Origin of the sequence: Tessaracoccus sp. MC1865 (assembly GCF_017815535.1) — a bacterium.
GTDB lineage: Bacteria > Actinomycetota > Actinomycetes > Propionibacteriales > Propionibacteriaceae > Arachnia.
In genome coordinates, this window is record NZ_CP072596.1 from 303720 (window position 1) to 329899 (window position 26180).

The following is a 26180-nucleotide window of genomic DNA, read 5'->3' on the forward strand; positions in this document are numbered from 1 at the left end:
TCAGACGCCCTCGGGGTTCCCCGTCGCGCTGACGTACACGCGGTCCAACGCTGCCCGCAGAGCCTCGCGTACCTCGTCGGCCAGCGGTTTCATCTCCGAGTTGTCGGTGATGGCGACCATCGTCTCCGGGTCGATCGCCTCCACGACGGTGACGCCTGCCGTGTGCCGCACCACCACGTTGCACGGCAACAGCACGCCGAGCGACGGCTCGATCTGGAGCCCCTTGTAGGCGAACCCCGGGTTGCAGGCGCCGAGGATGACCTGGTCGTCGACGTCGACGTCCTGCTTGTTCTTCAGCGTCTGCTTCACGTCGATCTCCGTGAGGATGCCGAAGCCGCTCTGTGCGAGGGATTCCTTGGTGAGGGCCACCACGTCGTCGAAGGGCCGCTCCAGGTCGATGCGAAGTCCGTAACTCATCTCAACCTCCTTACCCCTCATCGTGCCCCTTTCGGTGCCCGAGCGTAGGGACATGGAACGAATCGGCAACGACGTGGACAGCCCTTCCCGAGTAACGATCTGGACTCGGCTGTGCCCGGCCTGTACCCGGCGGCGCGGCGCGGGGGTAGCGTCGGCCCCACTGAACCGATCGAGGAGGCGCCATGTGGGGGAAAGCTGGGCTGCGGAGCGTCGTGGGAGCTGTCGTCGCGCTGCTGATGACGTTGCTGCTGGCGGCCTGTGCCGGGGGAGACGGCGCCACTGTGGATTCACCTGCGGGTGGCCCCGCTCCGGACGCGGGCGGTGGCTCCGTGGGCATGCCCCAGAAGGACGGTGATGAGGATTCCGGCGGCGGGGACCGCCTGATCATCCGGTCGAAGGTGCTCCGCCTGGAGGTGGAGAGCACGCCGGACGCGGTGACGAAGATCCGCGACCTGGCCCGCAGCCACGAGGGCACCGTCACCGACATGCAGGTGGCCACCGACACCGACGAATGGCTCTACCGCTACGGCGAGGACGGCGCACCCGCGGGAGACGGGTCGGCGTTGCGCGGCTGGGTGACCACGCGCGTGCCCGCCGAGACCTACGAGGATTTCCTCGCCGAGGTGGCTGCGCTCGGCGTCGTGAAGTTCCAGTCCGAGGCCACCAGCGACGTCACCCAGGAGCACGTCGATCTCTCCGCCCGGCTGGACAACCTGCGAGCCCAGGAAGTGCGCCTGCGTGAGTTCTTCGACGCGGCCAAGGACGTCAAGGACATGCTGGCCATCGAGACCGAGCTGTCCCGGGTGCGGGGCGAGATCGAATCGCTCGACGCGCAGGTGACCTACCTGGAGCGGCAGGCCGCGATGGCGACGGTGACGATCGAACTGGTCGAACCCCGCGCCGTGGTGAGTCCCGGCGGCGAGTCGTGGGGCTTCGGCGAGGCCATCACCGACGGCATCCGCGGCGCCGCAGGCCTGTTGACCGGGCTGCTGACGCTGCTGATCGCCACCGCCCCCGTGTGGCTGGTGGCCTTGGTGCTGTTCTTCCCCCTGCGCGCCTACCTCCGACGGCGGGCCGCGCGCCGCCACGCGCCCTCCGCCCCCGTGCTCGCGACACAACCGGAGGCTGAGCAGTCGGCCCCGTGACCACGCGCAGTGCCGCCGGGCGAACCGTCCGATCCTCAGGGAGTGCGACCATCGGGCCTGCTCGGCGAGGTGAGTTCGCGCAGGAGCCAGTCGACTTCGCGGGTCAGCAGCGTGGACGGTAGCTCATGTCCGCCGTCGAAGATCTCGTGGTCGGCCACTCCTGGTGCGAAGGCGGCGACGACCTGGTCGACGCCCGAGACGGGGAACAAGGGGTCGTGGCGCCCGGCGACGAGGAGGACTCGTTGCTGATGGAAGGCACGTGCGACGGCGGGGGAGTCGCCGAGTGTCGTGATGCCGGACGGATACCAGGCCGGGTTGTGGAGAATGCCGGCGGCTTCGAAGGATGCCACCGTCCCGACGCCGCAGTTGAGCACGCCGGCGACGATGCGCTCATCGCAGGCCATCGAGAAGAAGCTGACCTGGGCACCCAGCGAGTGCCCGATCACGCCGCATGAACCGGCGCCGGTGTGGTGGAGGATCCAGTCGATGGCCACGCTGACGTCGGTGACATGTGCGCCTTGCAGGGTGCTGCCGTGGGCGATGAGGTTCCATGCGTGGAACTGTTCGTCACGGGCGCCGTCGCCAGAGTGGTCGCGTCGCTCCTCGAACCCGTGGAGGTCAGGGATCAGCGTGGTGACCCCGGCCGTCGCGAGGGCGAGGCCATAGGCCATGTCCGGGTTGCCCGCGATCCCGGCCGGTTCGCTCTTGCCGAGGTGGAACTCGCCGTTGTGCTGGTGAACGGCCACGACGGGCAGGGGTGTCGAGAGATGCTCCGGTTCCAGGAGGAGGCACGGGATCGTGTGCCCGTCGGGGGCGCGCAGCGACACCCGTGAGCGCGAGATTCCCTCCCACGTTTGGGGTCGCGAGACTTCGGCGTCGACGATGCGAGTCGGGGCGGGGCCGACACCCAGCAGGCGTCTCACGCCTGAACGATCCATGACCCACTCCTCCTCAGGCCAGCAGGGCGCGTGTCTTCTGCTCCTCACGGAACAGGTTGACGAACGTAGTGGGGGCATCCGGCCCGTGGCCGCCCCGAGCCCATCGCCCGATCTCCTCATCCCAGAATCCCACGGCGACCCGAATCGCAGCTCCACACCGAGGCAGAAGATGCTGGGCCACCGCCCGTACCTGAGGCATCCTCGATAGGCTGCACCTCACCATGAGTAGGACTGACACCTTCGCACCCGGCAACGTCGTGGTGGTGCGCGACGAGGACTGGCTGGTGACGTCAGTCGACGAGTCGTCCGACGGACCCGTCCTCAACGCCCAGGGCCTCTCCGACCTGGTCCGCGGCCAGGACGCCGTCTTCTACCCCTCGCTGGACCGGATCAAGCTCAACGACCCCCGCGACACCACCGTCCGCCCGGACGATTCCCCGAAGTACCGGCGCTCCCGCCTCTGGGTGGAGTCCACCCTCCGCAAGACCGCCGTCCCCCTCAGTGACGACTCGCTCACCGTCTCGCCACGCATGCTCGCCCGGCAGCTGGGCTACCAGCACAAGGCGGTCGCCAAGGCCCTCGACCCCGCGACACTGCGCCCCCGCATCCTGCTCGCGGACGCCGTCGGCCTCGGCAAGACGCTCGAGATCGGCATGATCCTCTCGGAGCTCATCCGGCGCGGCCGCGGCGAGCGGATCCTCGTCGTCACCCCGCGACACGTGCTGGAGCAGATGCAGCACGAGATGTGGAGCCGCTTCGCCATCCCGTTCGTGCGCCTCGACTCCCAGGGCGTGGCCCGCGTCAAGCAGAAGCTGCCCGCCAACCGCAACCCGTTCTCCTACTTCCGCCGCGTGATCATCTCCATCGACACGCTGAAGCAGGAGCGCTTCGTCCACGACCTGCGCCGCCACCACTGGGACGCCGTCGTCATCGACGAGTCGCACAACGTCACCAACACCGCCACCCTCAACAACCGCCTGGCCAGCATCCTCGCGCCGCAGGCCGACGCCCTCATCCTCGCCTCCGCCACCCCGCACAACGGATCACGCGAGTCATTCGCCGAGCTGGTCCGACTCCTCGACCCCACCGCCGTCAAGGCCGACGGCGACCTCGACGCCAAGCGCGTCGACCAGCTCACCATCCGGCGACACCGCCACAGCGCCGAGGTGGCCGAGGAGGTGGGCGCCGACTGGGCCGAGCGCCTCGAACCCGACAACCGTCTCATCGACGCCTCCCCGCAGGAGGACGCCGTCGTCGACGAGCTGGTGGACACCTGGCTCCGCCCGACGACCACCTCGCCCTACTCCGGCGCCAACGGCTCGCTCTTCCCGTGGACGCTGGCGAAAGCCTTCCTGTCCTCGCCCGCCGCCCTCCGCGACACCCTGCGCAACCGCATCGAGCGCCTCGACCACACGCCCGCCGCCCACCGCGAGGCCGAGGCCCTGCGCCGCCTGGCCGTCCTCAACGACGCCACCATGGCCACCTCGTCGAAGTACCAGGCCCTGGTCAGCTACCTCCGCGACGAGGTCGGAGTCGGCAAGTCCTCGCCCATGCGCGCCGTCGTCTTCTCCGAGCGCGTCGCCACCCTCCACTGGCTCCAGGCCAAGCTTGAGAAGGATCTCGGCCTCAAGCCCGGCCAGGTGGACGTCCTCCACGGCGGCCTGGCCGACGACCAACAGCAGGCCATCGTCGAGAGCTTCAAGCAGACCAGCTCACCCATCCGCGTGCTCGTCACCGGCGACGTCGCCTCCGAGGGCGTCAACCTCCACAAGCAGTGCCACCACCTCATCCACTACGACATCCCGTGGAGCCTCATCCGCATCGAGCAGCGCAACGGCCGCATCGACCGCTACGGCCAGAAGCAGCCCCCGCAGATCACCACCCTGCTGTTGAGCGCCGCCAACGAGCGCTTCTCCGGCGACATCCGGGTCCTCACCGCCCTCGTCGCCCGCGAGCACGAGGCCCACCGCGCCCTCGGCGACGCCGCCAGCCTCATGGGCCGCTACAGCGTCACCGCCGAGGAGGAGGCCATCCGCCAAGTGCTGGCCGGCTCCAAGAGCTTCGACGACGTGGTGGCCAGCCCCGAGGACATCGCCACCAGCGTCGACGACTGGCTGGCCCAGTACCTCGACGACGACGCCGACGATCAGCCCGAGCCAGCCGTCGTCGGCGACCACCTCCTCTACGCCAAGCCGGTCGACTTCCTCCGCGACGCCCTCCACGAGTACTACCCCTCACCCGAGGACAAGCCGCTGCCTCGGGACCTCGGCGGCGTCGGCTGGCGCGAACACCAGGCCGAGCACATCGTCGAGTTCGTCCCGCCCGCCGACCTGCGGCAGCGCTTCGAGGTGCTCCCGCAGAGCTACCTCGCCGACCGCAACGTCCTCGAGCGTCTCCAGCTCGTGACCGAGCCCAACGCCGCTGGCACCATCCTCGACGCCGCCCTCACCGACACCAGCGCCTCTTCCTGGCCGGAAGCCCACTACCTCGGCCCCCTCCACCCCGTGCTCGACTGGGCCGCCGACCGCGCCCTGGCCCGGCTCGCCCGCGGCGAGATCTTCGCCGTCCGCGGCGACGTCGACGTGCCCACCGTGCTGCTCAACGGCACCCTCATCAACCGCCGCGGCCAGGTGGTGGCCTCATCGTGGCTGTCCGCCCAGTTCCACGGCGCCACGCCCTTCGTCGAGGTCCACGCGACGGCGGGGGAGATGCTCGCCGACGCCGGAGTCATCGGCGAGCGCAGCAACCCCGGCCCGGTCCAGCTCCCGGACATGGACCTCGTCCGTCCCGCAGTCGACCGCGCCGAGGACACCCTGCGGTTCCAGTTCCAGGCCGCGGCGGACGCCGCGAAGGCGCGGGTCGACGAGTGGGTGGCCCGCGCGGAGGAGTGGCAGTCCGAGGCCGAGGCGCTCATCCAGCGCGACCAGGTGCGCCGCCGCCGCGCGCTCGTCGACGCGCAGGAGCGGCTGAGCCGCGACATGACCCCAGACCGTCAGCTGGTGCGCCCCCTGCTGGTAGTCCTCCCCGCCGACACCCCGGAGGCCACCCATGGCTGACAGCGACGCCCTCCTCGTCGTCGAGGACTGGATCAGCGAGCACTTCTTCACCACCGACGCCCGCAAGGAGTCCTACGTGGCCCGCGTCCTGGACCGGGTCAAGCAGTGGCGCGACGCCGAGCACCCCACCACCAAATCCAGGTTCACCGCCGAGCGCTCCAAGCTGGCCACCGCCATGGCCGCCCTCTACGCCGACGACGACCCGGACCCTGACGCCGCCGCGGCACTCCACGCCGACCTCCGCCGCATCCTCGGCTACGAGCCCGGCCCCTACGAGACCACCGTCAACGGCCCGGTCCGGCTGCTTCGCTCGCCCGGACTGGAGCCGACACTCGCCCTGATCGAGGCCAAGCCCGCCGCCACGCTGGACGAGCTGTTCGCCCGCCACGCCGACACGCTCGCCGAGCCGTACGTCGTCGACGATGAGGACCCGATCACCTCTGCCACGAAGCTCGTCTCCACCCTGTTCCTCGACCACGAGGAGACGAAGTTCGCGCTCATCATGACCGGCCGCTGGCTGGTGGTGGCAGAGGCCTCCCGCTGGCCCGAGGGCCGCTACCTGGCCGTCGACCTCCACACCGTCGCCGAGCGCGGCGACACCAAGCAGGGCGGCGAGATCGACAGGGCGCTGGTGGCCGTCGACGCCGAGTCGCTGGCCCCCGATGCCGACGGCAACATCTGGTGGGACGCCACGCTGGAGGCGTCCGTCGCCCACACCGTCGGCGTGTCCGCGGACCTGCGTGAGGGCGTGCGGGAATCCATCGAGCTCATCGCCAACGAGGTGGTGGACCGACGGCGCGCCCAAGGCCTGGACCCGCTGCCGCAGAGCCAGGCGCAGCCGCTGGCGCTGCAGTCGCTGCGGTTCCTCTACCGGATCCTGTTCCTCCTCTACGCGGAGGCGTCGCCGGAGCTGAAGATCCTCCCGGTCGGGGACCCTGACTACGCCCGCGGCTACTCGCTGGACCGGCTGCGGGAGCTCGTGCAGGTGGAGCTCGCCTCCCCGCGCGCCCGCTCCGGCACCCACCTGTACGAGTCCCTGGCGTTGCTCTTCCGCCTCGTCGACCGCGGCCACTCGCTGGTTGAGGAGCGAGGGAGCGAAGCGACTGAGCGTCCATCCCCGCTGGTTGAGGAGCGAGGGAGCGAAGCGACTGAGCGTCTCGAAACCTATGAAACGACCAATGACCGCCTAGTCGAACGAGGCCTCGAGTTCCAACCTCTCCGCGCAGACCTCTTCTCACCCCAGGCCACGGCCCTCATCGACGAGGTCGGCCTCGGCAACCACGCCCTCCAGGAGGTCCTCCGCCGGCTCCTGTTGAGCAAGGAGCGCTCCGGCAAGGAGCGCGGCTTCATCAGCTACGTCGAACTGGGCATCAACCAGTTGGGCGCCGTCTACGAGGGCCTGATGAGCTACACCGGCTCCTTCGCCGACGTCGACCTCTACGAGGTGGCCCGCGACGGCAACCCGGAGAAGGGCTCCTGGGTGGTGCCCGTGGACCGCGCCGACCACCTTGAAGAGAAGGACTTCGTCAAAGACACCGACCCCGTCACCGGCCAGAAGAGCCGCCGCCGCTACACCCGCGGGCAGTTCGTCTTCCGGCTCTCCGGCCGCCAGCGCCAGCGCTCCGCCTCCTATTACACCCCCGAGGTGCTGACGAAGTTCACCGTCTCCGAGGCGCTCGCCGAGCTGCTGGACCAGGACGGTCACACCACCACCGCCGAGGAGATCCTGGGCCTCAGCGTCTGCGAGCCCGCCCTCGGCTCCGGCGCGTTCGCCATCGAGGCCGTCCGGCAGCTGGCCGAGCAGTACCTCAAGCGCCGGCAGGAGGAGCTGGCGGAGCGGATCGACCCCGACGTCTACCCGGCCGAGCTGCAGAAGGTGAAGGCGTACCTGGCCCTGCACAACGTCTACGGCGTGGATCTCAACGCCACCGCCGTGGAGTTCGCCGAGATCACGCTGTGGCTGGACACCATGGCCGAGGGGCTCCAGGCCCCGTGGTTCGGGCTCCGGCTGCGCCGCGGCAACTCGCTGGTCGGCGCGTCGCGCTCCTTCTACACGCGCGATCAGGTCAACGACAAGCGCTGGCTCACCGCGCCGCCCACGGCCGAGCCGCTCACCGACATCGCCGCTCGCATCGAGCAGGACCGGCCCGAGCTCAGCGGGACCGGCGGCCGCGTCCACCACTGGCTTCTGCCCGCTGCCGGCTGGGGTGCGACGTCGGAGTCCAAGGAGGCCAAGGAGCTCGTCCCCGACCGAGTGGTCAAGGTCAAGGCGTGGCGCAAGGCCATCAAGGGAAAGCCGACAAAGAAGCAGCTCGACCAACTGGTGGCGATCTCGCACCAGGCCGAGGAACTGTGGGCGATGGCCTACCGACGCCTGAAGGTCGCTGAAGAGCAGTCAGCCCGCCACATCAAGCTGTGGGGAGACCCCCTTCCGCTGGCTGAGGTGCCGCGAAGCGGCCTCGAAGCCTCAGGAACCGGCACTCCCAACGTCACCCGCGAACAGATCGAAGAATCCCTCGCCGACGACGACGGCGCCTACCGCCGACTCCGCCGCATGATGGACGCCTGGACTGCGCTGTGGTTCTGGCCGCTGACCGGCGACGAGGTGGCTCCGCCGACGCTCGACCAGTGGATCGACGCCGCCCAGGGCATCCTCGGCACGCAGAAGCTGTCGTCCCGCGGCGCGAAGCAGGGGATGGGCACGCTGTCCCCGGGGGACCAATGGGAGGCGATGGCGGACCAGGAGAGCTTCGAACTCGCCGGCGCCGGTGCCAGACGAGTCAGGGACGTGCTCGACGATCACGCGTGGCTGCGTGTCTGCGAGGACGTGGCGAAGGAGCAGGGTTTCTTCCACTGGCAGTTGGACTTCGCGACGGTGTTCGGTCGCGGAGGCTTCGACCTGCAGGTCGGAAACCCGCCGTGGGTTCGGCCGCGAAGTGACGTCGAGTCTCTCCTGGCCGAGGGCGACCCGTGGTGGCAGTTGGCGTGGAAACCGTCAGTTGCGGAGAAGAAGGCGCGCCGCGAGCAGACGCTCCAACAGCCCGGGATCGGGCAAGGCGTGATCGATGGCGACGCGGAACTCGTGGCTCTCGCTGAGTTCGTCGGAGACATCACGACGTATCCGGTGCTGTCAGGCCTTCAGCCGGACTTGTACCGCTGCTTCATGTCCCGGACCTGGGTGAACTCGTCTGACCGCGGTGCCACCGGCCTGATCCACCCGGAGACTCATTTCACAGACGAGAAGGCGGGAGTGCTTCGCGAAGCCACCTACGCGCGGCTCCGGCGACACTGGCAGTTCATCAACGAGCTGCAACTCTTCGACGAAGTCCACCATCTCGTCAATTACGGGGTCCATGTCTACGGACCTATAGGAGAGGCAATCTTCCTGCATGCAGCCGGGCTCTACCACCCCGAGACCGTCACGCGTTCTGCCCAGCACGATGGCTCGGGTCCCGAACCGGGCTTCAAGCACGAGGGTGGCTGGGATCGTCGCCCTCACCGATCACGCATCCAAAGGGTCAATCGGGAGACACTGCAGGTGTGGCGCGATGTCCTGGAGTCTCCGACCACGCCGGTCGAGCGCTCACGGATGCTCTACACGGTGAATAGCTCCTCGGCTACGGTTCTCGCTCGTCTGGCGAAGGCCAGGAGAGTCGGGGAGCTCGGCTTGAGTTTCTCACGAGGCTGGGATGAGTCTATCGATCGACAGAAAGGCCGCTTCGTCCAGGAGTGGGGGCCGGCGTCCTGGGAAGATGCGATCCTTCAAGGCCCGAACCTTCACGTCGCGAACCCCTTCTACAAGTCGCCCAACCCGACGATGCTCCACAACCTCGACTGGTCGTCGCTGGACTTGGAGACGCTTGCGCCCGACGCCCAGCCTGTGACGGCCTACAAGCCGTCCGGCAGCCGAGCCATCTATGACTCTGCCTACGGCACCTGGGACGGAGTCCCCGTCCGCGACCACTACCGCGTCGTGTGGCGAGCAATGGCGGCCAACTCCGGCGAGCGGACGCTCATTCCGACGATCCTCCCTCCCGGCGCTGCGCACCTGCTGGTCGTCTACGGCTTCGCCGGCGATCCCAGAGACGTGGCACTTGTCGCGGGAGCAGCATCATCGCTGCTCAATGATCTGCGCACGCGTTCCGCGCCGCGAAGCAACATCATCCAAAGCGCTGCCGAACAGTGGTCGCTTCCCCCCGCTGGTCATCCGTTGGTTCCAAGACTCTTGCTGCGGACCCTGCGGCTCAACTGCCTCACAGAGGCCTATGCTGACCTGTGGCGCGAGGTGTGGGATCCTAAGTTCGCGGACGATGAATGGCTCCTCGGTAAGGCGCACGCAGACGCGCCTGATCTGGGAGACGTCGGGTATGAGTGGACACCCGACATCCCGCTGCGCCGCGATATCGATCGCCGCAACGCTCTGGTGGAGATCGACGCGCTGATGGCCACGATGCTCGGCGTCACCGCTGACGAGCTCGCCACGATTTACCGCACCCAGTTCGCGGTCCTGCACGGCTACGACCAGAACGACTACATCTACGACGCCAACGGCCGTCTTGTTCCGACGCAGGTCCGCCAGCTGTGGCGCAAGAAGGGCGACAAGCTCACCGACGATGAGCGCACCGCTACCCATCCCGCGGGAACGGTCTACACCTACGAGCTCCCCTTCGCCCCCCGTGACCGCGAGGCCGACTTCCGTTCAGCCGTAGGTGCGCTTCGATGCCCGTGACAAGCCGCGAGGTGCGCCATGTCCGAGGAGATGTGGAATGAGAGCACAGACACCTCAGCATTCGCTTCCTGAGGAAATCCAAGTGCTCAGTCTGCCGCTGCCCCGACGCGTTACTGTGGTCTTCGATGAATCCACGTCGCCCTATTTGATGGTGGGCGCTGCCCTCTTCGAATCCACTTATGAGGAGACCGAAAGACGGATCGCGGAACTGTATGCTCGTACGCGGGACTTATACTACTTGGACGATCTTGAGAGTTTCGAACTGCATAAGTCAAACTCCTTCCATGCCTCCGAGGATCCCAGAGAGGCGTATACGTTCTTCGTTGATCTCTTGGCAGGTCTCATGCCGCTGCGTATATGCATCCTGTTCACGCGGGGTGAGCGTCGGCCGGATCTTGGCGAGGTGCAGACCCTCGCGGTGCTCTATCGCGAGCTGATACGGACGGTGCTCCAGAGCGTGAGATCTGCCGATGAAGTGCACCTGATATTTGAGACACATCAGTCGCTAAACAGCAAGTTCGCTGCCATTGTAGGATCGGCGTCCAAGTCCGTCTCAGGCCGCTACACATTGACCACCAGTGTCGGCCAGAAGCGCAAGCCGCACGCGTTGGCGGTCGCCGACTACGCAATGCACATCTTCAATCGATGGAACGCGGCCGGACGGCCGACGGATCCCAAGAATCACGAGTATCGGAACTGGAAGGCGATTCGACGATCAATCTCGATGGTGCGCTCACTTGAAGATGGCACAATCATACGACGTGGACTTCCCTGAGGAGTCGACTTGAGATACTCTACGAGAGAGGGGGCGCCGTCCTAGGTACGCGAGTCGCGTGCGTTGAGTGAGGTTTCGTGCTTCGACGCGCCCCCTCGCCTATGGCGAAACGACATGGATATTCGTGCGTTCTTGCGGCCGATCGGACTGACTGAGCCGCAGCTCCGGTCCCTCGGCGACGAAATCAGGGCAGGAGCCAGATACTCGAAGCGAAGAGTTCGCAAGCGTCATGGTGGCTACCGCGATATCGCGGTCCCTGATGTCGAGCTGAAAGCTGCGCTCAAGCTTCTGCGGATACGACTCGAGTGCGTTCTGCCTTATGAAGCACCGGATATGGTGTTCGGCTATGTGGCGGGGAGAAGTATCGTCGATAACGCCTCGCAACACCTGGGGCAAGCGTGTGTTGTTTGTGTGGACTTGGTTGACTTTTTCGGGGCCATCAATGGCAGGCGGCTGGAGTCGGCGCTTCTGAGTCAGGGATTGGCTGAGGATCTCGTGCAATTACTTCTTCCGATACTCGTCGTGGACGATTCGACTCCGCCTGGTTTCAGTACTAGCCCCATGCTCTCTAATGTCGTCTTCGAAGCGACCGATAGAGCCCTTGAGGAGCTCGCAGGCGAGCAGCGCGTTCGGTACTCGCGTTACGCCGATGACTTAACGTTCTCAGGACAACATGTTGACGACAGCCTTGTCGCGCGGGTGGATGCCGTGCTGTTAAGACAGGGCTGGGTGCTGAATCCTCGCAAGACCCGCTTCATGCGTCGCGGCGGACCACAGTACGTCACTGGCCTGTACGTGGGGGACGCTGCAAGGCCACACGTGCCACGGCGGATCAAAAGGAGACTGAGAGCATGGTTTCACTACATCGGCGAGTTCGGGTACTCGGATTGTGAGGCTCGGGTCGCACTGCCGTCGGGGCGCCAACTGGAAGGATGGCTCCGCCATGTGAACCAGGTGAATCCCGAGGTCGTGCGTAGTATCGTCAATGACCTCGGGCACAGTGACCTCCACGTGGCCTTTGGTGCGATGGGATTAGAGTTGAAGGGTCCGCCCAGGGATGACTGGGATGAACTCCTCGGGGAACTGGGCCTCTGAAGGTCTGGGCGGGTGACCACTCACCTGACCATCCTGTCTAGACTAGGCCCAACCAACGCTGCAACCAGCGTTCAACCGAGGAGTTGGCTCGACCACTAATAGACCCCGAGTCGGCATAACCGGCAACGACGTCTTGCCTGAGCAGGTGGTCCGCACGGCGCACGGACGATCTTAGATTAGAGAAGCCGGGATGCTCGCTGAGCCGCTCTGGAGCTCGATGCCCAGTACATCGTTGGCCAGCCTCGTTACATGGAGGCGCCCGCCTTGCCTGGAAAGAGTTCTCCCAGGCTTGTTCTCCAGAATCTCTGGTCGCGTTGATAACTCGGTGATTCACCGAGGGCGGCCCGAAGGACCTCATCCGGCACGCCTGCTTCTTGGAGCATCCTCAGGCGGAGCGCCCACTGTAGGTTGATCACTTGGGCCCGAATCCTCGGCAAATCTACGACGGCATCCATCGGTGATGCGTTGAGGGCGTGGGCGAGACCAACCCGGAGTTCCGTCATGATCCTTTTCCACTTCCGCGGTTCTCCCACGCACTCAGGTGCAGCCTTGGCCACTTCGCGGGCTAGCCGGTTCATTCGCATCGGATAGCTGTCTTCAGCGAGGTACAGGTTCAGAGCCGCGATGAGTTGATCACGGACCTTCTCAGGAACCGCAGAAGTTTTCAAGGCAGCTACAGATTCCGCGACCTCGTCCTTGGTGAATCTGTAAGCGCTCGGATGTAAGGTGCGGTCGAGACCTTCGGCCGTCGTGGTGAGCGCAAGGGCCTGAGTGTCGATCGTCGCGAAGGCCCCAGCCAAGGCCGACGCCACAACGTTAGGAGCTGGTGAGAGCCGGATGGCAGTTTGACACCAAGCCGCCATCCTTTCGAGCGGCAATCCACCTCGACATAGAAGAAGTGTCTCTCCCGTCGGTCTCGGGTCAGCACCGCTTATCTGGCCCCCAAACACGGGGCACCAGGCGCCATCAACTTTGACCTCCAATTGCAGGACGCCACACTGCTCTCCGGCTATCAAGGTAAGAAGCGTTTGGATGGGTCGAACGAATTTCGCAAGAGTGGCCTCTAGGGTCCATCCGGACAACCCTTCAAGAACCAGCCAATTTTGTGTGTGGATTTGCCCGCCCCAAACCGAAGGCGCAGGCAGTGACCCGACCGTCTCGAGACGGAGCAAGGCGTTCTCCTCGAACACAAGGAAGGGCACGGACACAGCAGGCGGCGGCTCGAACTGTAGCGTGACCGTTCTTTTCGGTAAAGAATTCAGCCTCATATCGATCCCCGTGTATCGGGCCCACAGTTCCAAGTGTGTGAAGCGCGCTCGGACAGCGTGGAAAGCCGAATCACTTGATGGGAGATGTGTTCCGGCGACGCACCAATCAGCCCGAAGCCGGTGGAGCTGAGGGTCATCGGGCTGACCATCTCCAAACGGAAGTCGGATAGCTCGGCGCTCGATGGTACGCGCTCCGAGGAAGGTAACTCTCTCAGGGGAGAAGGGAATGGTGCCCTGTATGACCAGGTCAAGAGGCTCCATTGCCCGGCGAATAGATTCGCCAGGTGTGTCAGGTACTGGTTCCATCCAGGCCGTGAGCGGGTCAACCACCTCCAGTTCGAGGAGTCCGGGCTCCACCCGACAGACACCGCTCGATGTTTGTTCTGCCCCACCTCCTGCAACCCAGAAACGGCCCACAGACTGCGAGGGGTCCAGCGGGAACTTTGGCATCGGCACGAGACAAGTATCCCCGAATCTCCAGCTCGCCGACCGAGTTCGGCTATACGATCTTCGTCGTTGTGTGCCCGATGCGGGTCGGCCTCGTGTGGTCCGAGGCCATCGTTTCGAGCGCTGTTCTGGAAAACAGTGAACGGAGCACGGTGCCCGACTGCGGTTGGCCTGCCGCGGTGAGGACGAGCCCCCCGAGGGAGTCGTGGACTCAATCCCGCGGAGATCCGTGGTCGTTCCTTCCGAAGAGGAGCGCCCCACATCATCCAGATGGCCATGCGGGGCTGATGCGTCGTCACGGCCATTTGGCGGATGCGTTCTTGGATAGGTTGGGGTCGTCGGGGCCCAGCGCCCGAGGGGGAGGACATCATTGTGAGTGAACTGCTGCCAGGCTGCCAGGCCATGCGGCTGCGCGACGGGCTCCTCGACTACCTCACCACCACCTTCGCCTTGGCGGACGCCGACGCGCGAGCGGCCCTTCACGAGCTCCTTGCGGACGAGTCCGAGGGCATGTTCAAGGGGCCTTACCTGCGCACGGGGATGCCGTTCAGTCCGGCGCCGCGTCGTGAGGCGTCGCCGCTGGACTGGATGCCGCCCGGCTTCGCCCCTTACGGTCACCAGGCCACGGCCTTCCGTCGGCTGTCCAGCCTGAACGGTCGTCCCCAGCCGACGCTGGTCACGACGGGCACGGGGTCGGGCAAGACCGAGGCGTTCCTGTACCCGATCCTGGACCGCTGCCTTCGCGCCCGCCGCCAGGGCGTGGGCGGGATGAAGGCGCTCATCCTCTACCCGATGAACGCGCTGGCCAACGACCAGGCGCAGCGCCTCGCCCGCCTGATCACCGAGCGCGACGCGCACGGCCACCAGCCCCTCGGTTCGATCACCGCTGCCCTCTACACCGGCGAGGCCGCCGTCTCCGCCGATGGGAAGCGCTCTGGTCCCACCACCAAGGTCACCGAGAACGGTCTGATCACTGACCGGGCGATCATTCGTGACGACCCGCCGGACATCCTGCTCACCAACTACAAGATGCTCGACCAACTCCTCCTGCGATCCGCCGACCAGAAGCTGTGGGAGAAGTCGGCTGAGTCGCTGACCTACCTGGTGCTCGACGAGTTCCACACCTACGACGGGGCGCAGGGGACGGACGTCGCGATGCTGCTGCGTCGCTTGGGACTGGCGCTGAAGTCGTACTGGCCGGAACAGGGAAGCGGTGACGACACTCACAGTGCGGAGGAGTGGGGTCGGCCGCTGGGGCGAATCACTCCTGTGGGGACGTCCGCGACCCTCGGGCCGCGGGAGGATGCGCCGTCCGGTGCGATGGACATCGTCGACTTCGCCACTCGGGTGTTCGGGGAGAAGCTCGATGACGGCTGTGTCGTGGGGGAGCAGTGGTTGGCTCCGGATGAGTGGTCGCTGGCAGTTTCTGAGGCTTCGAGGCTCGCTGGCGCTCGCACCTCAGCCAGCGGAGAAGGCGGGGGAGTGGAGGTCACCGAGCGGGTGGCCGCCGACGTCGTCGCGCAGATCGACGACGACACCGATCCCGCCAAGCTGTGCCGGATCGTCCTGAGCGCCCTCCATGAGGATCCAGACACAGCCGACCTCCAGACTCTCGCGAAGTCCAGCGCGTTCATCCGCGACTTCCTCGCGGCCACCGCTCAGGCCACCCACGTCACCGAGCTCGCCCGGCTGATCCGTGGCACCCCGGAGACGCTGGACGTTCGCCGTCGGTTCGTCATCGCCGTCCACGGGGCGCTCGGGCACCTGCGGGCCCGCGGCAAGGGCGGCGGGCCGGACCGGACCATGCCGTCCACCGAGGCGCACCTCTGGGTGCGCGAACTCAGCCGTATCGACCGCTACGCCGACTCGGCCGCCCGCTTCCGATGGGCCGACGACGGTCCGCCGGTCGCCAGCGAGGACGCCACCCAGGGCGGGGGCATCGCGTTCCCCGCCGTCCACTGCCGGTTCTGCGGCCGCTCCGGCTGGGGCGTCGAGCTCGGCCCGGTGGGCGACCAACTGGCTGCCAACGACGAGAACATCCGCCGCCACCACGTGACCCGCGAGGGCCGGTTCCGGCCCCTCCTCAACGCCTCGGCGGATGTCGATTCCGACGCCCCACCGGAGACCGGGTTGGCCTGGTTCGACCCACGCGAGCGCCGGATCACCACCACGCCCAGCGACGTTGATCCCACCGCCGTCCGCGAGGGCCGCGTGCTGCGCGTCGTCACCCACATCGGCGAGGATGCCGACGACGACTCCGCCAAGGACACCTGCCCCAGCTGCGGGCAGACCGACGCCATCCGCTTCACCGGCAGCGCCATCGCCACCCTGATGTCGGTGACGCTGTCCAACATGTTCGGCCAGGCCACCCTCGACGAGGCCGAGAAGAAGTCGCTGGTCTTCGTCGACTCCGTCCAGGACGCCGCCCACCGCGCCGGCTTCGTCTCCTCCCGCTCCCACACCCTCACCCTGCGCTCCGTGCTGCGCGCCGCCGGCGACGCGCCGCGATCACTGCCCGCTCTGGTGGCGCACGCCGTCGAGCAGGCCAAAGACGACAAGTTCAAGCGCTACCGGCTGCTCGCCCCCAACCTCACCGCCCGCGAGGAGGAGTTCAAGCCGTTCTGGGAGAAGGACAACCCGCCCGCCAAGCTCATCGCCATCGCCCAGGAACGGCTGCTGTTCTCCGCCACCCTCGAATTCGGCCTCACCAGTAGCTTCGGCCGCACCCTGGAGCGCACCGGCACCATGAGCGCCCACGTCTCCATCGACGGCGCCGACCTCCTGCGCTCCGCCAGGAAGGCGCTCGACTCACTCGACCCCGGGCTGTTCCCCCACGAGGTGGACGACCGGACGCTCACCACCTGGGCCCGCGGCGTCGTCGAACGCATCCGCACCCAGGGCGGCATCTGGCACCCATGGCTGGAGCGGTACGTCACCGAGGACGGCAACCGCTGGCACCTGTGGAGCCGCAAGGGCCGCGCCAAGTACATGCCGCCCTTCCCGCCCGGCCGCTCCACGCCCGCCTTCCCGCGGGTGGGCGGCGCGAAGATCGAGCCGAACAAGGCGCTGCTCGATCCGGTCACCGGCACCCGGGCCTGGTACGCCCAGTGGGCGCGTCGCTGCCTGGGCCTGGATGGCGCCGCCGGGGGAGTGCTCGCCCGCACGCTGCTGGACCAGCTCGCCAAGGACCAGCTGCTCCACGCCGTCGAGACCCGCAGCGGCGCCACCGTCTACGCCATCGAGCCGGAGCGGGTCGTCGTCGCGCCCACCGAGGATTCGGACGTCGACGCCGGCCGCCACACCCTGCGCTGCACCACCTGCCACGGCGAGTTCCCCGTCAGCCTCGACACCGGCGCGGAGCTCGACGGCGGCCCCTGCCTCCACGCCACCTGCGCCGGCACTCTCGCCCCCCACTCCGGCGACGCGGACAACTACTACCGCCGCCTCTACCGCTCATCCGAGGTGCGGAGGGTCGTCGCCCGCGAACACACCAGCCTCCTCGATACAGCGACGCGCCTCAAGTACGAGAACGCCTTCAAGTCCAGCGCCGACGACCCCACCGCGCCCAACGTGCTGGTGGCCACCCCGACGCTGGAGATGGGCATCGACATCGGCGACCTCTCCTCGGTGATGCTCGCCTCCCTGCCCCGCACCGTCAGCAACTACGTCCAGCGCGTCGGTCGCGCCGGCCGACTCACCGGCAACGCGCTGGACCTGGCCTTCGTGCAGGGTCGCGGCGAGTTCCTGCCCCGCCTCGGCGACCCGCTCTCCCTCATCAACGGCGCCGTCACCCCGCCCGCCACGTACCTCAGCGCCGAGGAGATCCTCCGCCGCCAGTACATCGCCCACCTCGCCGACAGCCTCGCCCGCGACCCCGACGCCATCCACCCCCGCACCACCGGCACCGCCCTCGCGCAACCCACCGGTGGGAAGGACACCTTCCTCGACCAGCTCGTCGAGGCCTCCCGGCAGCCCGGCGCCGTCGACCGCTTCCTCGCCGCGTTCGCCGTCGACGGCGACCTCACCGCCACCCTCCGGGGCGATGCCGCCGAGGCACTGCGCGCATGGGCCACCCCCGGGCCCGACGGGGCAAGCGGGCTGGTGGCCACCATCGGCCGTGCCGCCCAGCGCTGGCATGCGGAGCAGCAGGACCTCAAGGACCGCCTCGACCAGCTCGTCGCCGAACTGCCCGACCTCGAGGCCCGCGAGCAGGACAGCGACGACGACGCCCGCGCCCTCAAGGAGGCCCGCGCCGAGCAGCGCATGCTGGAGGCCCAGATCGGCGCTGCCTACGGCGACTTCTGGATCTCCGCGCTGGAGCGGATTGGGCTGCTGCCCAACTACTCGCTGGTCGACGACTCCGTCCAGCTCGACGTCACCATGAGCTGGATCGACTCCGACACTGGCGAGTACCACTCCGAGGCGGCCGACTACTCCCGCGCCAGCGCCAACGCCCTGCGCGATTTCGCGCCCGGTGCGTCGTTCTACGTCGGCGGCCACCAGATCGACATCGATGCGGTCGAGGTGGGCCACGACGGCTCCGCCATCCGCTCCGTCCGGCTCTGCCCCCACTGCGGCTACAGCCACGAGGGCGACGACACCCCCACCACCTGCCCCCGCTGCGGGAAGTCCGGCATCAACGACGTCGGGCAGCGGTTCGAGACCATCGAGCTCACCCGCGTCTCCGCGCTCGTGCGCCGCGACGAGTCGCGCATCGACGACTCCAACGACGAGCGCGTCCGCGCCGGCTTCTCCATCGTCACCGCCGCCGACGTCGACCCCCAGACCGTCCAGCACCGCTGGTACACCACTGGCGGCCTGGGAGTGGCGTACCTCAAGGGCATGAACGTCCGCTGGTACAACCTCGGCCCCCGCCGCCACACCGCCGGCGAGATCACCATCGCCGGTAACAGGCTCGCCGGGCCCCGGTTCCGGATCTGCGAGGCCTGCGGCCACCTCGACCGCACCGGACTGGCCAACAAGCGCGACGAGCACCGGCCCTGGTGCAAGCACCGCCACAGCCACGAGGAGCACACCCGCTCCGTGCTGCTCACCCGCAAGCTCACCACCGAGGGCGTGGTGCTCACCCTGCCGCAGGGCATCGCGTTCGGCGACGACGTGTTTGCCGTGCCCAGCCTCACCGCCGCCGTCCTGCTCGGGCTGCGGGAGAACTACGGCGGCGCGCCCGACCACCTCGACGTCGCCTTCATCAAGGACCCGCTGCTCGACAACCGCGACGCGCTCCTCCTGCACGACCTCGTCCCCGGCGGCACGGGCTATCTGGCCGAGCTGGCCGATCCGCGCGAGCTGTGGCAGGTGCTGACCGGCGCGCTGGAGCGGGTCAAGGACTGCGCCTGCGACGACGAGGGGCGCCTGTCCTGCCACCGCTGCCTGCTGCCCTTCGCCGCCCCGTACAACCGTGAGGTCACCTCCCGGGTCGCCGCCGAGCGGCACCTGCGGACGCTGCTGGGGATCGACGGCGGGGAGCCGCCGCTGGTGCCGTCGTGGAAGATCACGGAGGCACCGCCGGCGCCGGACCCGACGGGGGAGTCGTGGTTGGAGGAGCGGTTCCGCGCCGCGTTCCTGCGGCTGGCGGCGAAGCTGGGCGGCACCGTCAAGCAGACCCCGAGCATCTCCGGCGGCAACATCATCACCGTCTCGCTCGGCAGCCGCACCTTCCGGCTCCGGCCGCAGGTGCACGTGGCCAACTCCAAGCCCGACTTCGTCCTGTCCAGCGAGGGCCTGCCCGACGTCGCGATCTTCACCGACGGTTGGCAGTTCCACGCCTCGCCCAAGCACAACAACGTCGCCGACGACGCCGCCAAGCGCCGCATCCTCCGCCAGAGCGGCACGCTCGTGCTCGCGATCACCGCACAGGACTTGGCGCTCGACGAGGCGGGCGACGCCGCCACTGCGCCGTCGTGGTTCAAGGCGTCGCTGGTGCAGAAGCTGAACGCCGAGCCGACGATGCAGCACACCGCCGCGGCGCGGGAGGCGCTGCTCGGTGGGCCGCTGGCGTTCCTGGCCGGGTGGATGCAGCAGCCAGACCCCGACAATCTGGAGCGTTTCGCCCGGGCGGCCGCGTTCTCGGTGTTCGCCTCCGGCGCCACTCCTACGGATGCGCCGGTGGAGGACCTGGCCGTCGGTCTGCTGTCCGGGTCGGGCGGGCAGACCCGGGTCTGGCGGCACGGGAGTCTCGCCGTCGCGGTGAGCGTCCCGGCCCCAGGCTCCGTGCGGCTGGCCGCGGTGCTCGACGACACCGTCGACCTCACCACTCCCGACGCGAAGGACGCCTGGCGCGAGTGGCTGCGGCTGGCCAACGTCATGGCGCTGCTGCCCGCGTCGATCGCCACGTTCGAGGCGCGATCCTCCGCTGCCCTCCCGACCGTCCCGGTGGTGGACATCGTCCATCGGGGTGTGGAGGTCGGCGCCGAGTGGCAGCCCATCGTCGAGGAGCTGGCGGGGGAGTCGGCGTCGGTGCTGGAGCTCATCGCCGCGCTCAGCGAGGCCGGGGTGGCCGCGCCGGACGCCGAGGTGGGCTACGAGCTCGACGGCGTTCCCTTCGACCTCGTCTGGACCAACGAGCGGATCGCGGTGCGGTTGGATGCCGAACCGGTGCCCGATCAGCAGGGGTGGCGGATCCTCGCGCCCGACGCGGCCGTGATCGCGGCGGCATGGAAGGAGCAGCCCCGTGGCTGAGAGTGTGATCATCTACCCCAAGCAGGACAAGCTGCTCGACGCGTCGATCAAGCAGAAGGCCTACACCTTCCTCGAAAAGCTCGCCCAGGACGACAGCGCGCCGGGATTGCACATCGAGCCGATCGCCAACGCTGCAGATTCGCGGGCCCGGACGGGGCGAGTCGACATCCAGTACCGGGCGTTGCTGTTCAAGCTCACCACCCCCACCTCGACCGCCTATGTGGTGCACGGCATCTACAACCACGACGACGCCTACAAGGCGGCCGCCAAGGTGCAGCTGACGATCAACCCGATCAACGGGCTGCCCGAGTACAACGAAGTGGCCAGTGAATCGGCACCCACGTGGGAACCGCCGGTGGCCGTCCCGCCGCTACCGGCAGGACCCGAGCCGTTGATCGCCTTCAGCGCCGCCGACCTCACCGTCTCTCTCGGCATCCCGCCGGCCACCTCGGAGCAGGCTGTCGCGCTCACCAGCAAGGACGCGCTGCAGACGTTCGCGCAGACGCTGCCCGAGTGGCAGGGCCTCGCGCTGCTGCTCCTGGCCGACGGCGAGTCGATCACTCAGATCCAGCAGGAGCTGGAGATCATGAACCGGCCGATGAGCCACGAGGAGGCCACCACTCGGTTCGTCGAGCCCGAGCCGGTCAGCGACCAGGAGCTCCTCGACAGCTTCGACCACCCCACCGCCCAGATGGGGTTCGCCAAGCTCGCCGGCGCCGACGAGCTCCGCCGGGTCATCACCGGCGGCGACTTCTCCGCCTGGCGCGTCTTCCTCCACCCGCAGCAGCGCACCTGGGTGCGGGGCGACTGGAAGGGCCCGTACCGGATCTCCGGCGGCGCCGGGACCGGCAAGACCGTCGTCGTGCTCCACCGGGCGCGGCGGCTCGCCGTCGAGGACCCGGACGCGCCCATCGTCGTGACCACGTTCACCACCAACCTGGCCGCCGAGCTGTCGCGGAGCCTCGAGCGCCTCGACCCCGGCCTGCGCTTCGCCGACGCCCTCGGCGCGCCCGGCCTCCACGTCAAGGGCATCGACGCGCTGGCCCGGGCGGTGCTGCAGTCGGCGGGGGCGGACGTGAGCGAGGCTGTCGCGGCCGTGCTGGGGGTGGGGCGCACCGACATCGGGGGCCGGACCGACGCCGACGCCGCTTGGCGGCAAGCCGTGCTGCGGGCCGGTGAGGACCTGGACGAGAAGCTGCGCAAGCCCGCGTTCCTGGCCGCCGAGTACGAGATGGTGATCCTGCCGCACCGCATCACGCAGCTGGCGGACTACCTGAAGGTGGCGCGGACGGGGCGCGGGGTGCGGCTGTCGCGGGCCGGACGCAAGGCGGTGTGGGCCGTTGTCGAGGCCTACCGCGGCGCCGCCCGCGAGGCGGGCACGTTGGATTTCGCTGAGGCCGCCTCGATTGCGGCAGCCCACCTTGAGGCGACGGGGGAGCGGCCCGCGCGGCACGTGCTGGTCGACGAGGGGCAGGACTTCAAGCCGTGCCACTGGCAGCTGGTGCGGGCGCTGGCGGGAGAGGCGCCCAACGACGTCTTCATCGCCGAGGACGCCCACCAGCGGATCTACGGGCAGAAGCTGATGCTCTCGGCGTACGGGATCCGGACGCAGGGCAGGTCGCGGGGGCTGAAGCTCAACTACCGCACCACCGCGCAGAACCTGGCGTGGGCCGTCGGCGTGCTGACCGGGCAGGAGATCGTCGATTCCGACGGCGAGGCCGAGACCATGGCCGGCTACCTGTCGGCGCGCACGGGGCCCAAACCGGAGGTGCGGTCGTTCCCGACGTTGACGGCGGAGTTGGACTTCGCGGCGGACCTCCTCGGGTCCTGGGTGGGCGGTGGTGACGTCGCGCCGGAGACGGTCGCGGTGCTGGTGCGCGACCGGGTGACGCGTGACCGCGTCGTCGCCGGGCTGGGGGAGCGGGGCGTCGAGGTGCGGGCCCTGGAGGCCGGCACGGTGAAGCCCGGTTACCCGGTGGCGCTGACGATGCACCGGGCCAAGGGCACCGAGTTCGCGCGGGTGCTGCTGTTCGGGTTGAGCAAGGACTCGATGCCGATGGGTTTGAAGGCCTACGACTTCGACGACGAGGAACTGAGCGAGGCGCAGCTTCGGGAACGCTCGCTGCTGTACGTCGCGGCGTCGCGCGCCCGCGACGAGTTGGTCGTGACGTACAGCGGCACACCGTCGTCGCTGCTGCCAAGCTGATCCTGAGCGGATCAGGTGAAGGAGGATTCCGGGCCGCTGACGATACCTGGTCGCCACGGGGTCCACGTCTGAGGATGCGGACCCACTACCAATAGCCACTGCGCAACGCGCTCCGCCGCAGTCGATACCTCAGTGGCGAAAAGAGCTGATCTGCCTAGAGTGGCGCGCTTCCGTCAAGGCGTGCGTGGCGCCATAATGGCTCCATGCCGAATATTCAGATCAAGGACGTGCCGGACCAGACGCATGCTGTGCTGCGACAGCGGGCTAGCGCGGCGCACCAGTCACTTCAGGAGTACCTGCGCTCGAAGCTGATCGCCGAAGCCGCCCAGCCGACGTTGGACGAGGTGTTGGCCAGGGCCGGCGGGCGCGCCGGCGGATCGCTGCCGCTCGCCGACGCGGTGAGCGCGTTGCGGTCCGACCGTGCTGGTCATTGACGCCAGCGTCCTGGCCGTCGCACTGCTTGACGACGGCCAGGACGGTGACACAGTGCGGGACAGGCTGCGCGGTGAACGACTCGCCGCACCCGCGCTGGTCGACCTCGAAGTGGCCTCGGTTTGGCGCGGCCTGGCCCTCGGCGGCCACCTGGACCCGCGCCGGGTCCGGCTTGCTCTTGACGACCTGCAGGAGCTGCCACTCCAGCGCGTCGAGCACACTTCGCTGCTGGTTCGCTGTTGGGAACTGCGGGACAACCTCACTATCTACGACGCCGCGTACGTTGCCCTCGCCGAAGCACTTCAGGCGCCCCTGCTCACCGGTGACAGGCGCCTCGCACGATCCACCGACCCACGCTGCACCATCGAGGTCGTCAAGGCCCACGGTTGACGTCACGGTTGCCGCAGAGGTCGAGGATCTGCCGCAGCCACTCCCCCCGACTTCGCGTCGCTTGCGGGCAATATGTTCGTCGCCTCAACCAGTCTGCCCCACAGACTTTCGGTACTCTCACGCGCCGCTGGGGCTTCAGGCGATCTTGCTCGGGTAGCGCTGGCGCGCGACCTCTCCGCTGGGCCGACGCAGGCGGCGGGCTTCGCACGGCCGTTTGCTGCTAGGTGACCGCGACCCCGGCCAGCGCAAGCGCCAGGGCCAAGATCACCGAGCCGACGGCGACCCAGGCCCGGTCTCGCGGCTCACGGGGCAGGGCTGGCCACCGCCAGCCCAGGGCCGCCGCAGTCGCCGACGTGAACGTCGCCTGGACCATCCAGATGGGGAAGGGGTCCACCATTCCCATCACGATGGCAGGAAGAACCACCCCGATGAGCGTGGTGCCAGTGACGCTCCACAGCACGTAGGAGAGGGCGCGATGGCGGCTGGGATTGTGCCGCGTGATCCGCCACATCGCCCATCCAGTACCGACGACGGTAGCGAGGGCCAGTGCGGCGGACAGTGCCAGGACGAATGTCTCGCTCATGGCTAGTGCGCTTCGTCCAGTAGGGCGCTCACGAGGTCGCCCTGCAGGGTGAGCAACTGGGCACCGGTGGGCACCGAATTGACGACGTAGGCCAGGCCGCACCCGGTGCGGGGGCAGAACCCCACGTACGAATGGTGCGACCCGGTGAGCCCGTTGTGGAAGATGAGTTCCTCGCCTCCGGCAGTGGAGGCCCGGACCCAAGTGATGCTCATCTGGGCCTCCGGCATCCAGGGCAGGATCGGCGCCGGGGCTACAGGGTCGAGCCCGGCGGAGCCTGGTTGGCGGCCGTCCCGCGTCAGCCGCAGCCAGGACGCAAGATCCTGGCAGGTGGACCACATGCCGCCGCCCGGCCCCAGACCCCCCAGGATCCACGGCTCTGCGGGTCGCCCGCCGAGCCGGCCCTTGGTCCATCCCTCCGGCAGGTCCGCCACAGTCGCGGGGAGCAGCGTGTCGGTCAGTGCGAACGGCTCCAGGATGCGTTCCGTGAGCAGCTCGCCGTAAGTGGTCGCGGCCTTCGCCGCCAGGAGGTGGGCGAGCAGGGCGATGCCGGCAGTGGAGTAGGAGTAGCTGCCCCGTCCTTCCGTGCCCTGCTGGAGGATGTCGGCGACGGTCTCGGCCGCGTCCTGCCGCAAGCCGTCTGCGTGGAGCAACCCGAACCACGTGTTCTGGCTCCCGGCCGCTTTCGCCGTGAAGTCCGGGAGGCCCGAGGTGTGGGAGGCGAGCTCCCGCAGCGTGACGTCGGCCACCTCGGATCCGCTTGCGTCGGTGATCTCGTCGACGGTGGTGTCAAGGCTCACTTCGGCCTTGGCAACCATGTCCATCAGCACTGCGCCACAGAAGGTCTTCGACACCGAGCCGATCCCGAAGGGGGTGGTCTGGTCGGCGCCAATGCCCGCAAACTGGGTGGCATCCCCGTCGACATAGGCCAGTGCCACGCGATTGAGCCCCCGGAGATGGGGGTCCACGCGCCGGAGCAGCGCAGGATCACCGGTGCGGCCCGCGGCCGCTCCCACCGGGCGCGGGCCAACGAGCGCCAACAGCGCCATCGCACCGGCGCCGGCGCCGGCAGCCAAGAGACCCCTCCTCGAGACCTCGGAAGTGCGCACCCGTCTCGCCGCCCCGCTCAGGTGAGAGCCGAAGCTCGCGCCGGCGGAGCGGCCGCGGTGTCCGAAGGCGCGGGTTGCGATATCTCGGGGCTGGGCCCACGTCGTCGAAGCACGGTGATCAAGTACCCGGCGTATCCGGCGCAGACCAGCGTGGTCGCCGCGAGCATGACCAGTTCTGCCTGCGCATCCGCCCTGGTCAGATTCCCGCTGATGTTGAGGAGGGCGTGGAAGGCGATGAGCGGAACGATCGTGCCGGTAACGGCGAACAGCAGCGCCAGGACGATTCCCAGGGTGACGCCGAACGCGATCTGGATTGCCTGATCCAACGGCGCCATTCCCCTGGTGAGGTTCACGATGTGCCCGATGCCGAAAGTGACGCCGGAGATCACAACCGCGCGCGTCAACGTGCTGGTGCGTTGGATTCCGCGGAACAACATGCCGCGGAAGATCAGTTCCTCAAGGAAACCGACAGCGACCATGAGAACGATGATCAGCGCCACCGTGGTGAAGTCGAGGTCGTCCCTAAAACCCTTCGTGAACTGCATCAGCGCGATCAGCAGGAGCGGGATGTATAGCAGCGTCGCGTTGAAATCGCGCCTGCGCAGGGGGCGGACGCCGTAGTACGTCAGCCAACCGTGCTTGCGGAGGCGGACCACGAGCCACACCGCGAGCAGGACCAGCACCGCGCTGGCCCCCAAATTCGGAACGCCGACAAGCGTTGAAAGCCAGTCGCCGATGTTGACCGCAATCACGTAGATCGCTATCCACGCGACCGCGTGCCAAATGGGACGGGTCTCCTGCAGCCTGTTCATGACAGTCACTTCCTTAAGGGCGGAGACGACCAAGTGGTATCACCTGCCCTGCCGCTGATACTACGCTGCGTAGGGACAGGTG

General features: G+C 68.0%; 15 protein-coding genes and 1 pseudogene. 9 read left to right on the forward strand and 7 right to left on the reverse strand.

Translation table 11 applies throughout. The features are described 5' to 3' along the window. The gene (locus J7D54_RS01280; protein WP_182762836.1) at nt 1-417 is read right to left on the reverse strand and encodes a DUF302 domain-containing protein; all 417 of its coding nucleotides are present in this window, start codon (nt 415-417) and stop codon (nt 1-3) included. Nucleotides 418-599: 182 nt separating this feature from the next. On the opposite strand from J7D54_RS01280, the gene J7D54_RS01285 reads away from it, so the two are divergent. Then, nucleotides 600-1562 carry a DUF4349 domain-containing protein gene (locus J7D54_RS01285; protein ID WP_182762834.1) on the forward strand — a complete coding sequence of 321 codons (963 nt, stop codon included), beginning with the start codon at nt 600-602 and terminating at the stop codon, nt 1560-1562. Nucleotides 1563-1597: 35 nt separating this feature from the next. On the opposite strand, the gene J7D54_RS01290 is transcribed toward J7D54_RS01285, so the two are convergent. Further along, complete coding sequence (locus tag J7D54_RS01290; RefSeq protein WP_182762832.1) at nt 1598-2500, reverse strand: dienelactone hydrolase family protein; 903 nt, start codon at nt 2498-2500, stop codon at nt 1598-1600. Between the two features lie 221 nt (nt 2501-2721). On the opposite strand from J7D54_RS01290, the gene J7D54_RS14400 reads away from it, so the two are divergent. The 4 genes from J7D54_RS14400 to J7D54_RS01310 all read left to right on the forward strand — a co-directional run bounded on the left by J7D54_RS14400 (nt 2722) and on the right by J7D54_RS01310 (nt 12155). Next, a complete protein-coding gene (locus J7D54_RS14400; RefSeq protein WP_182762830.1) occupies nt 2722-5556 on the forward strand; it encodes a helicase-related protein in 2835 nt (944 codons plus the stop codon). Continuing rightward, complete coding sequence (locus J7D54_RS01300; RefSeq protein WP_182762829.1) at nt 5549-10285, forward strand: class I SAM-dependent DNA methyltransferase; 4737 nt, start codon at nt 5549-5551, stop codon at nt 10283-10285. The genes J7D54_RS14400 and J7D54_RS01300 overlap by 8 nt, the downstream gene beginning before the upstream one ends. Nucleotides 10286-10322: 37 nt before the next feature. After that, a complete protein-coding gene (locus J7D54_RS01305; protein ID WP_182762827.1) occupies nt 10323-11060 on the forward strand; it encodes a hypothetical protein in 738 nt (245 codons plus the stop codon). A 114-nt stretch (nt 11061-11174) separates the two neighbouring features. Continuing rightward, complete coding sequence (locus J7D54_RS01310) at nt 11175-12155, forward strand: reverse transcriptase family protein (protein WP_182762825.1); 981 nt, start codon at nt 11175-11177, stop codon at nt 12153-12155. A 245-nt stretch (nt 12156-12400) separates the two neighbouring features. Here J7D54_RS01310 and J7D54_RS01315 read toward each other — a convergent pair whose 3' ends face one another. Then, a complete protein-coding gene (locus J7D54_RS01315) occupies nt 12401-12955 on the reverse strand; it encodes a HEPN domain-containing protein (RefSeq protein ID WP_182762823.1) in 555 nt (184 codons plus the stop codon). Between the two features lie 177 nt (nt 12956-13132). Continuing rightward, nucleotides 13133-13873 (reverse strand): annotated as a pseudogene (locus tag J7D54_RS14405) (hypothetical protein); the annotation flags it as partial. 369 nt (nt 13874-14242) lie between these two features. Here J7D54_RS14405 and J7D54_RS01320 point away from each other — a divergent pair. The 4 genes from J7D54_RS01320 to J7D54_RS01335 all read left to right on the forward strand — a co-directional run bounded on the left by J7D54_RS01320 (nt 14243) and on the right by J7D54_RS01335 (nt 23597). Then, nucleotides 14243-20569, forward strand: coding sequence for a DEAD/DEAH box helicase (locus tag J7D54_RS01320; protein ID WP_182762821.1), 6327 nt, complete (start codon nt 14243-14245; stop codon nt 20567-20569). Beyond that, nucleotides 20562-22775, forward strand: coding sequence for a UvrD-helicase domain-containing protein (locus tag J7D54_RS01325; RefSeq protein WP_182762820.1), 2214 nt, complete (start codon nt 20562-20564; stop codon nt 22773-22775). Before J7D54_RS01320 ends, J7D54_RS01325 begins: the two co-directional genes overlap by 8 nt. Nucleotides 22776-22978: 203 nt before the next feature. Then, entirely contained in the window at nt 22979-23209 is a 231-nt protein-coding gene (locus tag J7D54_RS01330) for a hypothetical protein (protein WP_040283599.1), read from the forward strand. Beyond that, complete coding sequence (locus J7D54_RS01335; RefSeq protein WP_182762818.1) at nt 23196-23597, forward strand: type II toxin-antitoxin system VapC family toxin; 402 nt, start codon at nt 23196-23198, stop codon at nt 23595-23597. Before J7D54_RS01330 ends, J7D54_RS01335 begins: the two co-directional genes overlap by 14 nt. 220 nt (nt 23598-23817) lie before the next feature. Here J7D54_RS01335 and J7D54_RS01340 read toward each other — a convergent pair whose 3' ends face one another. Genes J7D54_RS01340 through J7D54_RS01350 form a run of 3 tightly spaced genes read right to left on the reverse strand, consistent with a single transcriptional unit; the run spans nt 23818 to nt 26131 of the window. Further along, nucleotides 23818-24180 (reverse strand): hypothetical protein, encoded by a 363-nt coding sequence (locus J7D54_RS01340; protein ID WP_182762816.1) that lies wholly within the window; start codon nt 24178-24180, stop codon nt 23818-23820. A 2-nt stretch (nt 24181-24182) separates the two neighbouring features. Further along, nucleotides 24183-25253, reverse strand: a complete 1071-nt coding sequence (locus J7D54_RS01345; protein ID WP_182762814.1) for a serine hydrolase domain-containing protein — start codon at nt 25251-25253, stop codon at nt 24183-24185. A gap of 50 nt (nt 25254-25303) precedes the next feature. Then, nucleotides 25304-26131 carry a CPBP family intramembrane glutamic endopeptidase gene (locus tag J7D54_RS01350; protein ID WP_182762812.1) on the reverse strand — a complete coding sequence of 276 codons (828 nt, stop codon included), beginning with the start codon at nt 26129-26131 and terminating at the stop codon, nt 25304-25306. Nucleotides 26132-26180 lie beyond the last annotated feature (49 nt).

Excerpts from the sequence above, each read along its gene's own strand:
- J7D54_RS01280 (WP_182762836.1), bottom strand. The coding sequence starts at position 417 with ATGAGTTACGGACTTCGCATCGACCTGGAGCGGCCCTTCGACGACGTG.
- J7D54_RS01285 (WP_182762834.1), top strand. The coding sequence starts at position 600 with ATGTGGGGGAAAGCTGGGCTGCGGAGCGTCGTGGGAGCTGTCGTCGCG.
- J7D54_RS01290 (WP_182762832.1), bottom strand. The coding sequence starts at position 2,500 with ATGGATCGTTCAGGCGTGAGACGCCTGCTGGGTGTCGGCCCCGCCCCG.
- J7D54_RS14400 (WP_182762830.1), top strand. The coding sequence starts at position 2,722 with ATGAGTAGGACTGACACCTTCGCACCCGGCAACGTCGTGGTGGTGCGC.
- J7D54_RS01300 (WP_182762829.1), top strand. The coding sequence starts at position 5,549 with ATGGCTGACAGCGACGCCCTCCTCGTCGTCGAGGACTGGATCAGCGAG.
- J7D54_RS01305 (WP_182762827.1), top strand. The coding sequence starts at position 10,323 with ATGAGAGCACAGACACCTCAGCATTCGCTTCCTGAGGAAATCCAAGTG.
- J7D54_RS01310 (WP_182762825.1), top strand. The coding sequence starts at position 11,175 with ATGGATATTCGTGCGTTCTTGCGGCCGATCGGACTGACTGAGCCGCAG.
- J7D54_RS01330 (WP_040283599.1), top strand. The coding sequence starts at position 22,979 with ATGCCGAATATTCAGATCAAGGACGTGCCGGACCAGACGCATGCTGTG.
- J7D54_RS01340 (WP_182762816.1), bottom strand. The coding sequence starts at position 24,180 with ATGAGCGAGACATTCGTCCTGGCACTGTCCGCCGCACTGGCCCTCGCT.